Source organism: Capnocytophaga endodontalis (assembly GCF_002209445.1).
Taxonomy (GTDB): Bacteria; Bacteroidota; Bacteroidia; order Flavobacteriales; family Flavobacteriaceae; genus Capnocytophaga; species Capnocytophaga periodontitidis.
Genome location: NZ_CP022022.1, coordinates 600,979 through 619,199 on the forward strand (window position 1 = coordinate 600,979; position 18,221 = coordinate 619,199).

The 18,221-nt window shown below is 40.5% G+C and carries 13 protein-coding genes; 3 read left to right on the forward strand and 10 right to left on the reverse strand.

Features of this window, described 5'->3' with window-relative positions:
- The first annotated feature begins 145 nt into the window (after window positions 1-145).
- Window positions 146-1,060: an IS982 family transposase gene (locus CBG49_RS02965; RefSeq protein WP_088593311.1), complete on the forward strand. Its 915-nt coding sequence runs from the start codon at window positions 146-148 to the stop codon at window positions 1,058-1,060.
- A gap of 118 nt (window positions 1,061-1,178) precedes the next feature.
- Here the strand turns inward: CBG49_RS02965 and CBG49_RS02970 are convergent, their stop codons facing one another.
- The 6 genes from CBG49_RS02970 to CBG49_RS02995 form a co-directional block, all read right to left on the reverse strand.
- Window positions 1,179-2,414 (reverse strand): hypothetical protein, encoded by a 1,236-nt coding sequence (locus CBG49_RS02970; protein WP_088593312.1) that lies wholly within the window; start codon window positions 2,412-2,414, stop codon window positions 1,179-1,181.
- An 88-nt stretch (window positions 2,415-2,502) separates the two neighbouring features.
- Window positions 2,503-3,726 (reverse strand): hypothetical protein, encoded by a 1,224-nt coding sequence (locus CBG49_RS02975; protein ID WP_088593313.1) that lies wholly within the window; start codon window positions 3,724-3,726, stop codon window positions 2,503-2,505.
- Window positions 3,727-3,756: 30 nt separating this feature from the next.
- A complete protein-coding gene (locus tag CBG49_RS02980) occupies window positions 3,757-5,478 on the reverse strand; it encodes an ABC transporter ATP-binding protein (RefSeq protein ID WP_088593314.1) in 1,722 nt (573 codons plus the stop codon).
- 22 nt (window positions 5,479-5,500) lie between these two features.
- On the reverse strand, window positions 5,501-7,234 hold the full coding sequence (locus CBG49_RS02985; RefSeq protein ID WP_088595246.1) for an ABC transporter ATP-binding protein: 1,734 nt from the start codon (window positions 7,232-7,234) through the stop codon (window positions 5,501-5,503).
- Between the two features lie 72 nt (window positions 7,235-7,306).
- On the reverse strand, window positions 7,307-8,113 hold the full coding sequence (locus CBG49_RS02990; RefSeq protein ID WP_088593315.1) for a class I SAM-dependent methyltransferase: 807 nt from the start codon (window positions 8,111-8,113) through the stop codon (window positions 7,307-7,309).
- Window positions 8,114-8,116: 3 nt separating this feature from the next.
- Window positions 8,117-10,441, reverse strand: coding sequence for a TonB-dependent receptor (locus tag CBG49_RS02995; RefSeq protein ID WP_088593316.1), 2,325 nt, complete (start codon window positions 10,439-10,441; stop codon window positions 8,117-8,119).
- A 214-nt stretch (window positions 10,442-10,655) separates the two neighbouring features.
- On the opposite strand from CBG49_RS02995, the gene CBG49_RS03000 reads away from it, so the two are divergent.
- Together CBG49_RS03000 and CBG49_RS03005 are read left to right on the forward strand one after the other, a co-directional pair.
- A complete protein-coding gene (locus tag CBG49_RS03000) occupies window positions 10,656-11,618 on the forward strand; it encodes a helix-turn-helix domain-containing protein (protein ID WP_418219530.1) in 963 nt (320 codons plus the stop codon).
- A 45-nt stretch (window positions 11,619-11,663) separates the two neighbouring features.
- Complete coding sequence (locus tag CBG49_RS03005; protein ID WP_088593318.1) at window positions 11,664-12,965, forward strand: Fic family protein; 1,302 nt, start codon at window positions 11,664-11,666, stop codon at window positions 12,963-12,965.
- 1 nt (window position 12,966) lies between these two features.
- Here CBG49_RS03005 and CBG49_RS03010 read toward each other — a convergent pair whose 3' ends face one another.
- From CBG49_RS03010 to CBG49_RS03025, 4 genes are all read right to left on the reverse strand, one after another.
- Window positions 12,967-14,487, reverse strand: coding sequence for a GH3 auxin-responsive promoter family protein (locus CBG49_RS03010; protein ID WP_088593319.1), 1,521 nt, complete (start codon window positions 14,485-14,487; stop codon window positions 12,967-12,969).
- An 83-nt stretch (window positions 14,488-14,570) separates the two neighbouring features.
- On the reverse strand, window positions 14,571-15,539 hold the full coding sequence (locus CBG49_RS03015; protein WP_088593320.1) for a glycoside hydrolase family 130 protein: 969 nt from the start codon (window positions 15,537-15,539) through the stop codon (window positions 14,571-14,573).
- A gap of 17 nt (window positions 15,540-15,556) precedes the next feature.
- Window positions 15,557-16,624 carry a TdeIII family type II restriction endonuclease gene (locus tag CBG49_RS03020; RefSeq protein ID WP_088593321.1) on the reverse strand — a complete coding sequence of 356 codons (1,068 nt, stop codon included), beginning with the start codon at window positions 16,622-16,624 and terminating at the stop codon, window positions 15,557-15,559.
- Window positions 16,625-16,634: 10 nt separating this feature from the next.
- Window positions 16,635-18,221: a DNA methyltransferase gene (locus CBG49_RS03025; protein WP_088593322.1), complete on the reverse strand. Its 1,587-nt coding sequence runs from the start codon at window positions 18,219-18,221 to the stop codon at window positions 16,635-16,637.

Genomic DNA, 18,221 nt, shown 5'->3' on the forward strand with positions numbered 1-18,221 from the left:
TATAGAAAACATTGTTAATACTTCCTGCTAAATTATTTATAACGTGAGTTCGACGTAAGAAAAGTTATTTTTTATTTGCAAAAAAGGGATAGTTTTAGTAACTTTGTAGTTTGAAAATCAAAAGTTTAACTAAAAATCTATCCCTATGTTATCAAGCCACAAAGTTACGGAAATTTTCTTTATAATAGACGAATTTGACAAGAATTTTGAAAAAATAGTCTCTGACCATAGTCTTGTGCAAAATACTGACTTAAAACAGAGAAATCGTAAATCAACTTTATCTGATAGTGAGGTTATGACTATTCTAATTCTCTTTCATTCAGGTCATTATAGAGATTTAAAACATTACTATATCAATCACATAAAGAAGCATATGAAAGGTGAATTCCCACAAACTGTATCCTACAATCGATTCGTTGAATTGCAAAAAAAAGTAGTTGTAAAATTAGCTATATTCTTGAAAATGTTTTGTTTAGGAAAATTTACTGGCATTTCGTATATTGATTCTACCCCCATAAGAGTTTGTCATATCAAACGTGAAAAACAACATAAAGTATTCAAAGAATTTGCCCAAAAAGGACAATGTTCTTTAGGCTGGTTCTATGGATTTAAGTTACATCTAATCATTAATGATAAAGGTGAAATACTTGATTTTATAATAACACCAGGCAACATAGATGATCGTAAACCTCTGTCTGATATGAACTTACATAAGAGAATCTTTGGAAAACTCTTTGGAGATAAGGGGTATATCAGCAAAGATTTATTTGAACTATTATTTATTGATGGGGTACATTTAATCACTAAGATTAAAAAGAATATGAAAAATAGCTTGATGCTCTTACAAGACAAAATAGCTCTTAGAAAACGTGCTTTGATAGAAACAGTAAATGACGAATTAAAAAACATTTGTCAAGTAGAGCATACAAGACATCGTTCTTTTGATAATTTTATAACTAACTTATTATCAGAATTTATAGCTTATTCTTTCTTTGATAAAAAGCCTTCTATTAATTTGCAAGAAGACATTGTTGATCTAAAAAGACTCGTTGCTGCTTAAATCGAACTCACGTTAAATAATAAAGCAATTGCTGACAATCCTTGAAATAGGGGCATAAAAGTGCTTGTTTATAAAAGAAGAACCCGTTAGTAAAGTTACTAACGGGTTCTTCTTTCATTTAAAATGCGTGAAAAAAGGCAGGATTGCCAGTGGTGGTGAGGATTTGCTCTACAGTTTCGGTAGCTGGGTTGAAAGCGAAGAGTCCGCGTTTATCACTTCCAAAAGCACCGAAAATTACTTTATCTTTCAGTTTGGTGATAAGGATACTATGCCCATCGGTTAGAGGAACGCCTCTTATTTGGCTTATAGATTTGGCATTGAGGTCGATAATCACTGCCATTGCACTTTTTGCGGTATAAGGGTTTGCTGTATATAGTTCGGAAATACCTACATAGGCTACTACTTTACCATTGCCTATATATTGCGTATTAAATAAGCAAGCGGGTTTGTAGTTAGTTCCTTGAATAGGAGTATTAGATATATCCCAGGTTTTAGTAGTATCGAATTCTGTAGCAGCTTTAGGAATACATAGAAATCCCGATTTTTTGTTATTCGGGTTAAACCCGAAGTATCCTACGGTAGCTATGTAGAGATCACCTCTTTCAGTAGCGAACATCATACCTCTGCATTGTGCCATAGGACGTGTGGGGAAGGTGAGCCCTGAGGTAGTTTCGGAGACTACTTTTTCCACTATGTCCGTTTGAGGGTTGATGATGAGAACATCACTTTGTTGATAGTCAGGGTAAGGTTGCCAACCGCCGCCTGGGTTTATCTGGGTAAGGCTTAGGTAGTATTTACCATTGTGTAGTATACCCATAGAAGGGTCGGGGCTAGTATCACCGTGAGCGTATGAACTGAGGTTTATTTCACCTGTTTTCTGCATTGTTTGTGGATTGATAATCCATACATTACCCATAGCGTATAGGGGTACGTAGGCTTTGGTTGGGCTAACGATGGTTAGGTTACCAAACATTGAGTTGGCAGGAGTGGCAAGGGTAGCCCCTTTAGTAAGTTTTTGGGTAGAGGGATCATAAGTATAAAGGACTACTCCTCCTGTACCTTTCATAGTATCAAATATATAGACATTATTGCCTTCTACTTGTACTGAAGAACCAAACTCTATTTGTTCGGCTTTAGAGTTATCAACAGCGATACCTCCTGCCATTTTATGGATGATTTGAAGGTAAGAACTACCACTCATTCCATCGGGATTTTTCACCGAGGTTTCTAATAAGAAATTACCGTTGTACTCTACCGTGCTGGGAGGTACAGGAGCTGGTTTAGTGTTGTCGTCTTTTTTGCAAGACACACTAAGCAGTGCAAGACTGCAGAAAGTTAAGATTACTTTTTTCATTGTAGTTTATTTTTTTGATTAATTTTCGATTTTTGCAACGCACTAAATTGCCCGTGCGGCTCGCACCAAATTGCCTGTGCGGCTCGCACTAAAATGCGTAGAAAAAGTCTGCACCCCCTTCTGTGTTTAGTACTTGTTTGCTGATACCGGTAGCAGGGTTGTAGCTAAACAAACCTCTTTTGTCTGTACCCGATACACCAAAAATCACTTCGTTGTTGTTTCTACCGATAGACACACTATGGCTATCGGTATAAGGGATACCATCAATCTTCTTGATTGTTTTAGCGTTGAGGTCTATCAATACGGCAATACCATTTTTATCGGTGAAAGGGTCTTTTACATTCAGTTCAGCAGCACCTACAAAACCTACTGCTTTGCCATTACCTAAGTATTCCACACTATAGATAGTTGCAGGTTTATAGGTAGTACCCTCAATAGTAGTGTTGGATATATCCCAACTCTTACTGCTATCAAACTCGGTAGCCGATACAGTAGTACTTTGAGGTATGCACACAAACCCTGAATGGGTATTTGCGGGATTGAACCCGAAATAACCAGCACACATTATATATATATCTTTGTTTTCGGTGGTGAAAATACAAGTTTTATATGAGGGTTGAGAAGGCATAGCCAAGTGAGTAGTGGTTTCTGATATTACCTTTTCTACCTTATCAGTTTGTACATTGATGATGAGTACATCACTTTGGAGATGGTCGGCATAAGGAGCATAATCAGGTCCTAATTGCAATAGGGGTAGGTAGAAATACCCATCGCGTATTATTCCGTAGCCTGCATCCGGACTGCTGTCGCTGTGGGCGTACCTTTGAATGTCTATTTCACCTGTTTTCTGCATTGTTTGTGGGTTGATAATCAATACCTTTGGTACGTTGTATAAAGGCAAATAGGCTTTGGTATCGCTCACCTTTATCAAGTTGCAGGGCATAGAGTGTGCAGGGGTATCGAATTTTTTACTTTCGGTAAGTTTTTGGGTAGTAGGGTTGTAAATAAATTTTCTCACACCATAACTACCATCAATAGCATCTAATGAATATACCTCATTGCCATATATCATTACACTCGACATATAGGGTACTTGTATAGCTTGTTTGTTGTTTAAAGCAGTAGTGGTATTGAGGTCATTAGTAAGTTGTAAGTAAGAACTACCACTTTTACCGTCGGGGTTTTTAAAGGTAGTTTTCACCAAATACTTTCCACTGCCTTCATTAGAAGGAGTAGGGGTAGGGGTGTCGTCTTTTTTGCAAGACACAATGAGCAGAGCGAGGCTGCTGAGGGTTAAGATTACTTTTTTCATTGTATGTATATTTATAGGTTAATTTATTAGTTAGATATTCCATTCTTTAGCTCTGTTGTGGGCGTTCCACATTCGTTGGTAGAGTTCACTACTTTGCAAGAGCTCGTTATGAGTACCTATGGCGTTGATTTCACCTTTTTCAAAAACGATAATCTGGTCGGCAGAGGTGATAGTAGAAAGGCGGTGAGCGATAACAAGCACGGTTTTTCCCTTGATAAGCTCACTAAATGCCTGTTGTATTTTGTATTCGTTCTCGGGGTCGGCAAAGGCGGTGGCTTCGTCTAAAACGAGAATAGGAGCATTTTTCAAGATAGCACGTGCCAACTGAAAACGCTGTTGTTCACCTCCGCTAAGGTGTACACCTTGTTGCCCGAAAAGAGTGTCGTAGCCCTTGGGCAAGCTCATAATAAAGTCGTGTATTTGAGCGGCTTGGGCAGCAGCAATCACTTCTTCTTTGGTTTTGTTCATCCCCATACGGATATTCTCGTACATTGTTTGAGCAAACATAAAGCTGTCTTGAAATACAAAAGAGACCATCTGCATCAGCTTTTCAGTAGATAACTGACGAATATCTACCCCACCAATGCTGATGTTTCCTTCTTGTACATCCCAAAAACGCGACAACAATTGCCCCACCGTGCTCTTGCCAGCACCTGAAGGACCTACCAAAGCAGTAATAGAGCCTTCTTTGGCAATAAAGTTGATGTCGTTGAGTACGTAATGTTCGCCGTCGTAGGCAAACGATACTTTATCGAAATGAATATCGTAATGAGAGGGCTCTTGTGGAGTGTGTGTTTCGGGTAGGACGGGAGCTTCGAGTATTTTGTCTATTTGCTGTACGCCTTGCTCTATGAGTTGTAGTTGCATTGCCATATTGCTCATCGCAAACACGGGGCGCATATAACCCGTGCCCAGAATTAGGAAGAAGAGCAGGGTGGCGAGGGTGAGCCCATTGTGAAAATAGAGGTATAAACCCAATGCTAAAACGGGCAACATCGCATTGCTGGCAAAGCTCATAAAGATAGCAAAAGGGGGTGAACTGTGGCGTATCCAGTCGCTTACAAAACGATGAAAGGTGAGCACTTTTTTGCCGTACTTATCAAAAGTTTCAGCTGATTGCTGGAAGATTTTCATCACCGGCATAGCGCGTACATATTCCACAATGCCTGCACTCATCTCTTCGAGTGAATGGTGGTATTTTTGGGTGAGATTTTGGTTTTTACTGCCAAACATCAGGGGCATTATCACCACCAATACGAGTAGCGGCAAACAGCTGATGAGTGCTAACCGCCAGTCTTCACTAAACAGATAGCCCAAGGTGAGCAGAGGCAAGGCAACGGCTTTTACAAAATCGGGGATTTGGTGAGCTACAAAGGTTTCGATACGTTCTACATCGTCTGAAATTATTTTCTTGAAAGCTCCCGAATTGCGGTGTGAAAGATAACCCATAGGCAAGATGCCTACTTTCTCAGTAATAGTTTTGCGCAAGCCATAGAGAATATTGAAAGCGGCGATATGCGAGAGAATACCTGAAAGCAAAAAGGCTACCATACTCACTATTACCATCACTATAGCATATACCACATACTGTTGGATAGTGGTGAAATTAGGTTGTGATTGGGTGAGTTCTTTAATAATGTAAAACACTAAGGCATAAGGTACAAGGCTCAGCACGCTGTGTATGACGGCTAAGGTGCAAGAGGCTAAGAGTAAAGTCTTGCGTTGTCCTGCTATTTGGAGTAATCGTTTCATAATAAGCTAATTTTCATATTTGCTAATTTGGCAATTTCCATCCTCCAGATTGCTGTTGGAGTGTCCAAAGGCGCTGGTAAATACCTTTTTGTGCTAAGAGTTCGCTATGCGTACCAGCTTCGGCGATTTTGCCATTTTCTAACACGAGTATCTTATCAGCATTTTTGATAGTGGATAGCTTGTGGGCAATCACCACCACGGTTTTATCTTTTACAAGCTCTTGAATAGCCTGCTGAATAAAAATTTCGTTTTCGGGGTCGAGGCTGGCGGTGGCTTCGTCTAATAAGATGATGGGCGCATTTTTCAGCAAGGCACGAGCAATACTGATGCGTTGTTTCTCACCTCCTGAGAGTCGGTTGCCCCCTTCACCGACGGGGGTGTGCATTCCTTGAGGCAGTTCCCACGCAAACGACAGTACTTGGGCACGCTCGGCAGCGGCTATAACCTCAGCTTCGGTAGCGTGTGGATTGCCTATTTTGATGTTGTTGTAAATAGTATCATCAAAGAGGTATACCTCTTGAAAAACCTCGCTGATAAGTCCGTAGAAACGTTCTTGCGGAATATGGCGTATATCTACTCCTCCGATGGTGATACTGCCTTTGGTTACATCCCAAAAGCGGGCGATGAGTGAGGCAATAGTGGTTTTACCCGAACCTGAATGCCCTACCAAAGCTACCATATTGTGCTCAGGCACTGTAAAATTTAGATGACTGAGAGTCGTTTTATCCGGTAGATAAGCGAAACTCACATCGTGGAAAGTAATATCGAAATGGGTAGGGAACTCGTTTTTATCAGTTTCCATAGTAGGTTCTTGCAATACTTCAATCACCCTACTGAGGCTCTCGTTCATATAGCGAATCATCAAGTAGTCCACCAATACTACTTTGATAGGACTATAGAGATTATACCCCAAAATAAGGAATACCATTAGTATAGGTACAGTAATCTCTCCGTGTGTGAGGTAGTACAAGCCCAAGGCGAGCATCAGTATAAAAGCAATTTCGAGCACTATAAACGAAAGTGTAACCGTAGGACCTGGGATGGCCTCTAAACGGATACTCTTTTGGCGGAGGTCGGCGTAGGCTTTTTCGAGAGTGCTATAATTGTCGCCCGTAAGTCCATAGGATTTTAAATGTCGGATACCTTGTACATATTCTAAGAACTTAGCCGACACCTCGTTGCGGGCTTTCACTTGTGCTTTGCTCAATCCCCATTTATCGACGATAAAAGTGCCGAGCTTAAAAAAAGGAATGATAAGCGGTAAGGCAGCTAATAAACAGAGGGTGAGTCGCCAATCGCAATAAAACAAGAAGCTCGATAGCATTACGGTACCAAAAAGGGCAGCCGCCAGATTGCCAAAACTGTGACTAAAAATATGTTCGAATGAGGCAACATCTTGCATAATTACTGAGCCAATCTCTCCAGGGTCACGCTTTTTGAAGAAACCCAAAGAGAGCTTTTGCAAGTGATTGCCCAACTTTATACGCAATTCTTTAGCAATGTCGTATACGTAGAGATTAGAAGAGACCAAAGTGCGCGAGGCGACAAAGAACTGCAAACAGAGCAAGAGGCACATCAGCCCTACCATCAACCAGATGAGAGAAGTGTTAGGTTGTTCTTTGAAAAGTTCCCATACAATAATGAGCAAAATACCCGACGGTGCTGTGATAAAACCGCTGTGCACAATTTCCCACAACACACTTTTGAGAATCTGCTTAGGATGAAAAGTTGTAATATATTTGAGATTTTCTATCATAGTTTTGTTAGTCTTAAGTTTGCGACAAATTGCCCGTGCGGCTCGCACCAAATTGCCTGTACGGCTCATACCTCATTGGCAAATTGACAAATTAACTACCCTCTGGTTGAATCGTTTATAAAAATAAGGAATTTTATAAAGCATTCTGAATATAAAAGGATAACGACCTTGGTCATACTCACTCATATAGTATTCTTTAGCCAAATGGATTTTAGGATGCCAACTTTCCATCGTAGCACTTTCTTTTTCACTCCACTTAAATTCAGGACGCTGGTCTTTGTCCATCGCACCGAGTGTATCGTGATTTTTGGCGTGTCCTACTAAGGTGTAGGCGAGCATATCAAACAAAAAAGTAGCTTCGTCTACTTTATCGCACAGATTGATCATAAAATCCTTTACTTCTCTCTGGGGGAAGTACATTAGCACTCCCTCCACGATAATGAGCAAGGGTTTGTGATGTGCTTTTACAATAGGTATCCATTCTCTATCAAAAAGCGACATTTCCAAAAAACTCCTCTGTTCCGTCTCTTCAAAAAACTGACGGCGTAATTGCATCACTTCGGGTAGGTCGAGGTCGTACCAATGGGTTACTTTTGGGCAACCCAAACGCTCGTAACGGGCATCGAGCCCTGCACCGAGTTGTATGACTACCGCATCGGGGTGAGCAGCGATAAATTTGCGTGTCTCTTCATCAATCAGGCTCGCGCGCACGCATACCCCTGCTTGAGAGAATTTAGCTTTCTTAAACTTGCTGAAATCATAGTCTATTTTGCTGATAATCTCAGCAGCTTTTTCATCGCGCAACAAAGGATTGCGCTGTTTTAATTCGGTTGCTTTTGCCCATAAAGTGATGAGCATTGTTTCAGGGATTTTATTCATAATCTAAAATATTACTCTAATCTTCACTCCCCCATTAATACCAGGGAGTGGACGGTTAAATTCCGACAAGGTCTTTTCGTTCGTTATATTACGCAATTTGCCCGATATAAAGAGTTTGTTATTCAAAAAGCTGTGTTCAAAGCCTATATCAATAGTGGTGCTTCGTGGGATGCGGCGTTTTTGTAATTGGGTCAATTCAAAATCATAGAAATATTCTTCTACAAAAGCCACATCGGCAAAAAGGCGTGTGTTCTGACCGCTACCTCCAAAGAGATTTTCGCGGTGAAATTCCATTCCGGCGTTTGCCATTAGGTAAGGGATGTTAGGCATACGCTTGTTTTTAGTGGGGTTGGGCACGGTACTGGCGGGCTCGTAGTCGCGGGTGTCGCGCAAGTCTTGGTAAGTAGTATTCACGTAGGCATAGAGCGAGGGGAGTACATCGGCTTTAGCTTCAAACTCTACCCCAAGGGTGCGCATCTCGCCAAAATTCTGATATTGAGCGCCTATAAGTCCGGCGGTGTAGCGTATCATATCCTGCAAATACATATAGAAGAAGTTCATTTCTATTTGTGCATTGGTAGGGTGTTTGCCCGTGAGGTCGAACAATAAACCGAGGTTTGCACTAGCATTGCGTTCGGGTAGGAGGTCGGCACTGGGCACTACACCGATGCCGTCGCCCAAAAGCTCACTTTCTGAGGGGATACGCACTTCATAACCTGCTGAGAGTTTCCCCATTAGCGAAGGCAAAAAGCGATAGCGCAAAGCATTGTTCACCCCCCAATTGTTCTTTTCTAAATCAACATCGTATTTACCAGGCACAAATAATGGTGCCATTTGAGTGTGCATAGTGTATTGGTAGTAGCGTACAGTAAGCGAGTTGAGAAATACATCGTTAAGTGACCGCAAGTCGTAAGTAAGTCCGCTCACCCAGCTGTGCATACGCGAATCGAAATTTACTTGTTTGCCTAAACTGAGAGTTTTGAGTTCATCCTTTGGCGTTCCTTTGGCTATAGAAAATACACTGTTGAAGTTGAACGAATGACGCTCATTGATGATATACTCCAAGTTGGTTTTATTGATAAACGATAGTTTTTGGTCATCGGAATCTGAAGGGAAGTTGTAGCCTACCTCGCCTCCGTAACGCGATGGGGTAGGGTAGGAGGTGCCATCCCATTCATAGCGGCGGGTAGCTTTATCGATAAAGTTCATTTTGGTGAGTACCAATCCGTTGAACATATCAAAGTTGAGCCCTTCGGTAAGGAAATTGTCTTTGTTGAGTTTGTTAGCCAAGCCCGCCATAAGGCTCTCACTATAGGCTTCGCGAATATCGTACTCTATACCTTGTACTTCTTTGTAAGTCTTTACCACTACGGGCTCTAACTCCACCTCGTCAAACCACCATTTTTTAGCTTTAAAGCTCCCTCCAACGATGTATTTGTGGTATTTATCGTGGTTGCGGGTGATACGCAAACCCTCGCGATAGGGCGAATCGAAAGTATAGTTATTATCGGAAGTGGTATAGCCCCCACCGATACCAAAAACGAGTCCGTGTGCTTTCAGGTTGCGTTTGAAGACCCCCTGCGCCTTGTGAGTGTTGAAGCTCTCGTAACCATAGCTGAGGTCGGCATACTTATCAGGATATTCACGAATGACGATATTGATAGCCCCTCCCAAAGACGACCCTCCAAAGCGAGCAGGAACAACGCCTTTGTAAATCTCGATGCGGTCTATCATATCAATAGGAATATCGTTGATATCTAAATAGTCGGTTTGTTCGCTCATTGGCAATTCATCGATAAAAAAGCCAATGCGCTTGCCTTCCAAACCACGCACCGAAATGCGCGAACTGCTCCCCACACCTCCAGAGGTGCGCAAGGTTACCCCCACGGTTTTAGCGAGAATGTCCTGCACATTGCTCACTGTGCCCCGCATATTGCTCATATCAATCACCGTTACAGGCATACTCTCTTCTTTCTTTTGGTGAGCGATGCTCTTGCCCGAAACGGTTACCCCGCTTATTTCCTCGGCTTGCTCTTTAAGGCTGATATCCAAGCGCTCTTGCCCTTTTAGATAGATTTTTTTGCTAAACGTTTGGTAACCGAGATAGCTACCTATTACAGTGTAATTACCTTCGGGGATACCCTTTAGATGATAGTTACCTTGTGCATCGGCATTAGTGCCTTTCTTCAATTCTTTGAGGTAGATATCGGCGCCTATGAGTGGTTTTTGGGTGGCTTTATCGGTAATTTTACCCGAAAGTTCAGCGGTGTTTTGAGCCCATAAAAAGGAAGTAGTGAGCAGTAATAAAAGAAAAGTTTTGTATAACATAAATATTGGTTTTTATCCATTAAATCACTAACTATCAACTTCTAATCCTTATTTTTCTATCCCCTATCCCCTAAATCCTAACCCCTAAAATTTGGTAGTTTGAAATATATTATTTACTTTTGTTCTAAACAAATGAATTTCAGGAGGCAAAAGTACAGTAAAAAAGAAGTACAATTGTTTAATATCCTTAGCAAAGTTTTATATCTGAATAGCTATGATGAACGAAGTAACATTACCTTTGGTGACCAGTGAAGAAGAAGTACAAAGCTACTATGAGGGAGTGAGTGAACAGGTGGGATTGTTTCGGTTAGAACAACAGTTTTTAGGCGAGCATACTTACTACTGTTGGCAAGCACAAATGAAAGAAGATGTAGTTTTTGAAGGACGTATGGATATCCCCTCAGTGCGCCTTTATTTTGTTACCCAAACCCATAAAGGTATACAAATAGAGATTGACAAGCGTATTGCTACCGCCAAAGCAGGAACACATAATATATTTTTTGGGTGTGAAGAGTGTTTAGGGAAAGATTTTTTGCACAAAGATGATACTATAGAGGTGATTACTGTAGCGATTAGTGCCGAAAATTTTGCGCAAATGGCTGTTCAATACCCCGAAATCTTTATGGCGTGGTACGAGCGTTATGAGCGTGGAGGTAATTTTATCCTCTCCCCCGACCACTCCCTGCCTACCACCTTTGCGATACAAACAGCACTTTGTCAGTTGCAACACGCAACCCTCTTGGGCAAGGCTGCCCGCCCCTATACCGACCTGAAAGTGCAGGAACTTCTCCTTTTACAACTCCAACAATACGAGCAACAACAGTCGCAACCTCACCAATATTGTAAAACCCCAACCGATATACAGAAGATGTACGAAGTGCGCGATCTGCTTACGGCTCAGTTAAACACTACACCCACAATCACTGAGTTAGCGCGTGCTGTAGGTACTAATGAAAAGAAATTGTGTTACGGTTTTAAAGAAGTATTTGGCACTACTGTTTTCGGCTATTTATATGATTATAAAATGGAGTTAGCACAGCAACTACTTCTCCACAGTGATAAGAACATCAGTGAGATAGCATTTGCTTGTGGCTATGAGTATGTATCACATTTCTCTACTGCCTTTAAGAAGAAATTCGGCAGAAGCCCGAAGCAAAAATTGCGTGATTTATCATAAATCACGCAATTTTTGCTATCTTTGCCCTCTAAACACATAAAACCAATGATAGAAAGCCCTCCTCCTTTTGTCCCTCAATCGGCTCTTTTTTCCCTTATAAAACCTCTGTTAGAAGAGGGTATCTTGCAGAAAATACAAGATGAATATCTGTATTGGTCAGAACTTAAATATAAAAAAACTAAAAGTGCGACCCCTGAACAATTGTGGCAGGCTGTAAAACTTTACCGCTTGCTAAACCAGCGTACATTGCAATTTGGCAATTACCATTTTAGCTATGTACTCACCGATTATATCCAGCAAGCTCTCCATAACTTTGATATGCACATTGGAGGTACCCTCACCAGCAATATGGGGATTGCCGAGGTAGATACACATAAATTTATGGTGAGTTCTATTATGGAAGAGTCAATAGCCAGTAGCCAAATAGAGGGCGCTAATACCACGCGTAAAAAGGCTAAAGAGATGATTCAAAAAGGGATAAAGCCTAAAAGCAAATCGGAGCAGATGATTGTGAATAACTACCATACGATGCAGTACATTGTGCAACATAAGGACGAACCGTTTTCAGCTGAAAACTTGTTGCATATCCACCAACTCATCGCTCATAAGACCCTCGATTTACCTGAAGAAGAAGGCGCTTTCCGCACCCATAATAATATTTATGTAGTTGATTTTACTAATAGCGAAGTAGTGCACACCCCTCCTGATACTCGTGAAATACCACAGCTTATCAAGGAACTTTGCTCTTTTTTCAATAATAATAGTGCTCCTTTTATTCACCCTCTGGTCAAAGCCTGTGTGCTGCACTTTATGATAGGTTTTATTCACCCTTTCACCGATGGCAATGGGCGTACTGCTCGCGCTGTATTTTATTGGTATATGCTCAAATCGGGCTATTGGCTTACTGAATATCTCTCCATCTCACGCATTATAAAAGAAACAAAAAAGCAATACGAAAAAGCCTACCTACATACTGAAGCTGATGACAACGACCTCAGCTATTTCATCACTTACCAATTGAGGGCTATGGAAAAAGCTTTTGAAGCCTTGAAAACTTATATTAATAGAAAGCAAAAAGAGATATTTCAAGCTTCACAATTTATGAAAATTCCTGGAGTAAACGATCGTATGGCGCAAATTATCAAAATCATTTACGATGACCCTGATCGTGTGCTTTCTATCAAAGAAATTGAAAATCGCTTTCTCATCTCGAACCACACAGCTCGCACTGATCTCAAACAATTGGTAGATATGGGATTTTTAGAAGTTATTCCCGTTAATAAGAAGAAACAGAGTTATATCAAATCACCTTTGTTTTTCAGTCTTTTAGAAACTAAAATTGCGTGATTTATCGTAAATCACGCAATTTTAGCAATTCTTCTACGTATTCTCTACTGTTAGAAAGTCGGGGGACTTTGTTTTGCCCGCCGAGTTTGTCTTTATGCTTGAGCCAATCGTGGAAAAGACCTGCGCGTGCGCTGTGTACTTTGGGCTTGTTGAGGGTCATATTGTTGTAACGCTTGGCTTCGTAATCGGAGTTGAGTTTCTGGAGTTCGAGGTCTAATATCTCGGTGAATTGCTCTAAACTCTCTGGAGCCGACTCAAATTCTATCACCCACTCGTGTCCGCCTTTTAGCTTGTCCTGCATAAAGATAGGTGCTACAGTATAATCTATCAAATGACTATTGGTTTGTTCGCAGGCTTTTTCTAAAGCGCGTTCGGCATTTTCAACGATAAGTTCTTCGCCAAATACATTGATAAAGTGCTTGGTGCGCCCCGTAATCTTGATGCGATAAGGAGCTACTGAGGTAAATCGCACAGTATCACCTATAATATACCGCCACAAGCCTGCATTGGTGCTAATCACCATTGCGTAGTTCTTACCTATCTCCACTTCACTCAGCGGAATAGCTTTTTGTTGGGAAGTGCCAAAGGTCTCCATCGGGATAAATTCATAGAAAATACCATAGTCGAGCATTAGCAGCATCTCGTCGGAATTGTTGCGGTCTTGAATAGCAAAAAAGCCTTCAGAAGCGTTGTATATTTCGTAATAGCGGAAAGTATCCGAGGGGATGATATTTTTATATTGTTCGCGATAAGGAATGAAACTCACTCCACCGTGGAAATACACTTCTAAGTTTTCCCACAATTCTAATAGGTGTTGTTTTTGGGTATCTTCTAAAATGCGGTTCAGCAATACGAGCATCCACGAGGGGACTCCTGCAATGCTAGTTACATTTTCGGTTTTTACTTCTTTTACAATTGCCTGTAGTTTGCTCTCCCATTCACTCATCAGCGATACTTTGTTGCTAGGAGTACAACTCCATTCTGCCCAAAAAGGCAAGTTTTCAATTAAAATTGCCGATAAATCGCCAAAATAGGTACCGTTTTGTTCGTATAATTGCTTGCTACCCCCAAGTCGCAAACTCTTTCCTTTGAAAAGGTTCGAGTCCTCGTTGTTGTTCAGGTATAAGCAAAGCATATCTTTCCCTGATTTGTAATGACACAATTGCAGAGCCTCCTCACTCACGGGTATAAATTTGCTTTTGGCATTGGTAGTCCCGCTGCTCTTAGCAAACCACTTGATGGGTGTATGCCAAAACACATTGCGTTCACCGCGCCGAGCTCTTTCAACATAAGGCTCAAAGTTCTCGTAGGTAGTGAGAGGCGTTTCACGCACAAATTGCTGGTAGTTTTTCACTTCGGCGAAGTTGTATTGCTTGCCGAGTTCAGTATCTTTGGCATTGCTGATTAGTTCTAAAAGCACGCGTTCTTGTACTCTATGAGGGTCGAGTACAAACTCTTGTATCTGGTCAATGCGACGTTTTAAAAACCACGAAGTGATAGAATTAAATAAAGCTAAAGGCATTTTGTTTCAGGTTTCAGGGAATAGGTGTTAGGTTTCAGAGTAGGATTTTGATACCTGACCCCTGACCCCTAACACCTGATAACTTATAAAGAATTTTCTTTAGTGAATTTTACGATTTCGGAAATACGTCCGAAGGCAACGCCCACTACTGTATCGGCAGCACCGTAGTACACTGCTACTTTGTCTTCTTCGATAGAATGCAAGGCAGCGCAAGGGAATACCACATTAGGCACATCGCCAGTAGTTTCGTAAAGAGTGGCAGGCGCCAAGAGGTAAGGCTGTGTACGAGCGATTACTTTGCTTGGATTGTTGAGGTCTAACAAAGCAACCCCCATAGAGTAGCGGAAACCGTTGCAAGTGTTGATCACCCCGTGATAGAACAATAGCCAACCATCTTTTGTTTTGATAGGCACAGCTCCTGCTCCTATTTTGGTACATTGCCAAGCGCTATCTATAAAAGGTGTTACTTTCATCACGCAGCGGTGTTCACCCCAGTATTTCATATCGGGGCTATAGCTGATGAAAATATCACCGAAAGGTGTATGCCCGTTATCACTTGGGCGGCTAAGCATTGCGTATTTACCGTTGATTTTCTCAGGGAAGAGCACTCCGTTGCGGTTGAAAGGCAAAAAGGCATTCTCGCATTGGAAAAACTCTTTGAAATCAAAAGTATAAGCAATCCCGATAGTAGGACCACAATAGCCATTACACCAAGTTACCCAATAGCGGTCTTCGATAAACGTTACGCGAGGGTCGTACTTATACTCAGAATGTAAGAAATCAGTATTACCACCTTTCATCACGATAGGTTCGTGGTTGATTTCCCAGTGAATAGCATCTTTACTGAAGCCAGCAAAGATGTTCATTTGTACTGCTTTGTTGTCGCAGCGGAAAACCCCTGCATAGCCGTCGCCAAAAGGCACAACAGCCGAGTTAAAAATACTGTTAGAGGTAGGGATATCATACCTACCGATAATAGGGTTTTCAGAATAACGCCACATTACATCGGTACAACCCGCAGGGCGTTCTTGCCAAGGAATTTTTTGACTCATTATTTTTGTTTTAGTTATTAGTTATTCGAGTTAGAGGTTATTAAGGATTTTAATATATAATATCGTTCATAGTTGTAAACTCCTTGAATATTAAAAAGAGTTTGGTTATAAAACTTTGTCCATACTTTGTTATTTTGTATGTACTCCTTTATTTGGTTGTCATTTTCTATAAGTAATATCTCAGAAAATAGAAACCATTCCTCAAGCTGTTTCTTATAGTTTTCTAAACCTCTATTGTTATTATTTACAAGAAAATAGAATTTTGTCAGAAATTCTGGGGTAGAAATAGCATTAATGATATCTAATATTTGTTCCATAGTATTTCTTTCTCCTGAAAGAAAATCCCATAATTCACTAGCTAACAAAGTTTCTTCTTGTACAAAATACTTAGGCATATTTATAATAGAACGAAAAAATCTATCTTTATTATAAGCAGTAGGAGTGTTGGGATTCTCAGTAGGGTCAAAAGGGAATCCTATATAAAATCTGATCTCTTTGTTAGGAAATAGTCTATATAAGGCTGCTTTCCCTTCTAAAATCTTCTGTTTTTCACCTCGCATTTCTCCTGAGTTGGGCTTTACAGATTTTAGTTCAATAGCAGTAATAGTATCAAATTCTTGTATAAAAACATCTGCCGAAAAGTCAATAGCTTTCACTAAAGAGGTATCAGTATTTTGAAAGATAATAGCATTTTCTCTTTGTAAGTTGGGTGTTTGCACAGTGTTACTCAAATCAGTAATGAGTTCTGAAATACTCTCTTTTTGGTATTGAGTGATATATTGACTTCCTAAACGTTTTGTTGTGTACTCTCTTTTTTCCCCATTAGATAAGTGATGTGCTATATTTTCAAAAAATTGTTGGCCTAATGTAGTGTTTAATCCGTGTAACCAGCTACTTAATGTTATAAAAAAGGGCACATTACTTACCCCACCTTGTAACTTATCAGTAAAAGCACTTAAGAAAGCTTCGTGAAAAGGAGCATTTCTATTACCTGAAGTATCTTCAGGAAATTTGTCAAATCGATTTACAAGTGTTTTTATTACTTCAAAAGCTATCTTTTCTTTTTGTAAATTGGTTAAAGCCATAAATCTTTTATTACTTTTCTTTCAAATGAAATATAATCTCTGCATACGCATTTTTGTCTTTTTCGGTACGATTGAGAACAGGGCGTTTGTATTGGTTTACAATGCGCATTCCTGCTCGCTCGGCTATTTCGGGGTATAAGCCATATTTGTCGTTAGCAACCAAAAATACATCGTAATCATCGGCTAAAAAGCGTTTGCTATTGGTCAGTACCTCAGCAATACCCGCTACATACATACGTTTGGCTTCCTGCCCTTGTCCTTTGTAAAGGGGGCCTATCTCTTTATCGTCGTTGCGCTCAAAACCAAAAAGGTCGTAAGCATAAGCGTGTTGCTCGTGATAATCAATCAGCCCTACATAAGGAGGTGATGAGAAAATCCCTTTTATTTTCTGCTTTCTTGCCAAAGCAGCAAACTCAGGGTTCTTATGCTCTAATGCCTCAAAGATGTCAATAGTACGACTATCACCTTGTAAACATTTCTGGTAAGTATTAGTACGCAAATCTTTAAATTGTTGCAAACGTTTGATAGTGTCTTTAGTGTAGGTCTCCCACCATTTCAATATAGAAAAAAGAGGTTTGCACACCTTGCCGTGTTTGGCACAATAATAAGTGGTAGTTACGGGCTCTATCAAGGTTGCTAAATCGGCGTGAGTGGTAGCGCGACAACTGCGAATGGTACGGCTCAATATAAGAGTAATAATACGCTTGGTAGCGGGATTAGCTATCTGTTTAATAAGGTTAAACACAAAATCTATCTCCTCACGTACGTGCTGTATATACCATTTATCTAAAAATGTATCGGCTTTAGCTTGTTTTAGCTGAATGTGATACTTTTCTATAAGACCCTGATAAATAGGTAAAAACTGTTGCTCTTTCTCAGCCCCGTATACTTTGCCGTCTATCTCTTTGCGTTGTAGGCGATATTTATAGTCGGGCACGGGGAAGAACTCTTTATTAAAATAATTGAGTGCTTCGGTAAGTTCAGCATCAAAAGCAAGTATGTGTTTTTCTGCTAAAAATTCCTTTAAAGCTTGGGTAATGCGCTGTGTTTCATCATACACATCTACCAAATCGTAATGTCCTACCTTAGCATTGCCTATGAACGCATTGAAAGCCGACACATCTACTCCTATAGCGTGCATTCCTAATTCTGAGGCTTGCACCATAGTAGTACCACTACCCGAAAAAGGGTCGAGGACTATATCACCTGTTTTAAAAAAGACTTCTTTTTTGAAAGCATCAGTATGCCCATCTAAAAAATACTCTACCAATTGCGGAATAAACTTCCCTTTATAAGGGTGCAAGCGGTGTACGTGTTTGGTAGTTTCTGCTTCTTTATATTGCTCAAATGACAGACTCCAGTTGAGGTCATCACCTAATTTCTCTTTCCACTGTGAGGCGCGATTTCCACCCAAAGCATCATAATAGGCCTTAAGTTCCTCTTTAGCGATTTGAGTGATGCCATTGTTTTCAAATTTCTTTACTTTACCATACTGTACTAAATAGGAGATATTTGAGGAAGTAACATTCTTCCCCATATATTCCGTTGCCCACAATGAGGCTTGTTGCAATGTAAAGTATTGATTTGTATTTAGCAT

Bases quoted from the DNA above. Each gene is read 5' to 3' on its own strand.
- CBG49_RS02965 (WP_088593311.1), top strand. From the start codon at position 146: ATGTTATCAAGCCACAAAGTTACGGAAATTTTCTTTATAATAGACGAA.
- CBG49_RS02970 (WP_088593312.1), bottom strand. From the start codon at position 2,414: ATGAAAAAAGTAATCTTAACTTTCTGCAGTCTTGCACTGCTTAGTGTG.
- CBG49_RS02975 (WP_088593313.1), bottom strand. From the start codon at position 3,726: ATGAAAAAAGTAATCTTAACCCTCAGCAGCCTCGCTCTGCTCATTGTG.
- CBG49_RS02980 (WP_088593314.1), bottom strand. From the start codon at position 5,478: ATGAAACGATTACTCCAAATAGCAGGACAACGCAAGACTTTACTCTTA.
- CBG49_RS02985 (WP_088595246.1), bottom strand. From the start codon at position 7,234: ATGATAGAAAATCTCAAATATATTACAACTTTTCATCCTAAGCAGATT.
- CBG49_RS02990 (WP_088593315.1), bottom strand. From the start codon at position 8,113: ATGAATAAAATCCCTGAAACAATGCTCATCACTTTATGGGCAAAAGCA.
- CBG49_RS02995 (WP_088593316.1), bottom strand. From the start codon at position 10,441: ATGTTATACAAAACTTTTCTTTTATTACTGCTCACTACTTCCTTTTTA.
- CBG49_RS03000 (WP_418219530.1), top strand. From the start codon at position 10,656: ATGATGAACGAAGTAACATTACCTTTGGTGACCAGTGAAGAAGAAGTA.
- CBG49_RS03005 (WP_088593318.1), top strand. From the start codon at position 11,664: ATGATAGAAAGCCCTCCTCCTTTTGTCCCTCAATCGGCTCTTTTTTCC.
- CBG49_RS03010 (WP_088593319.1), bottom strand. From the start codon at position 14,487: ATGCCTTTAGCTTTATTTAATTCTATCACTTCGTGGTTTTTAAAACGT.
- CBG49_RS03015 (WP_088593320.1), bottom strand. From the start codon at position 15,539: ATGAGTCAAAAAATTCCTTGGCAAGAACGCCCTGCGGGTTGTACCGAT.
- CBG49_RS03020 (WP_088593321.1), bottom strand. From the start codon at position 16,624: ATGGCTTTAACCAATTTACAAAAAGAAAAGATAGCTTTTGAAGTAATA.
- CBG49_RS03025 (WP_088593322.1), bottom strand. From the start codon at position 18,221: ATGCTAAATACAAATCAATACTTTACATTGCAACAAGCCTCATTGTGG.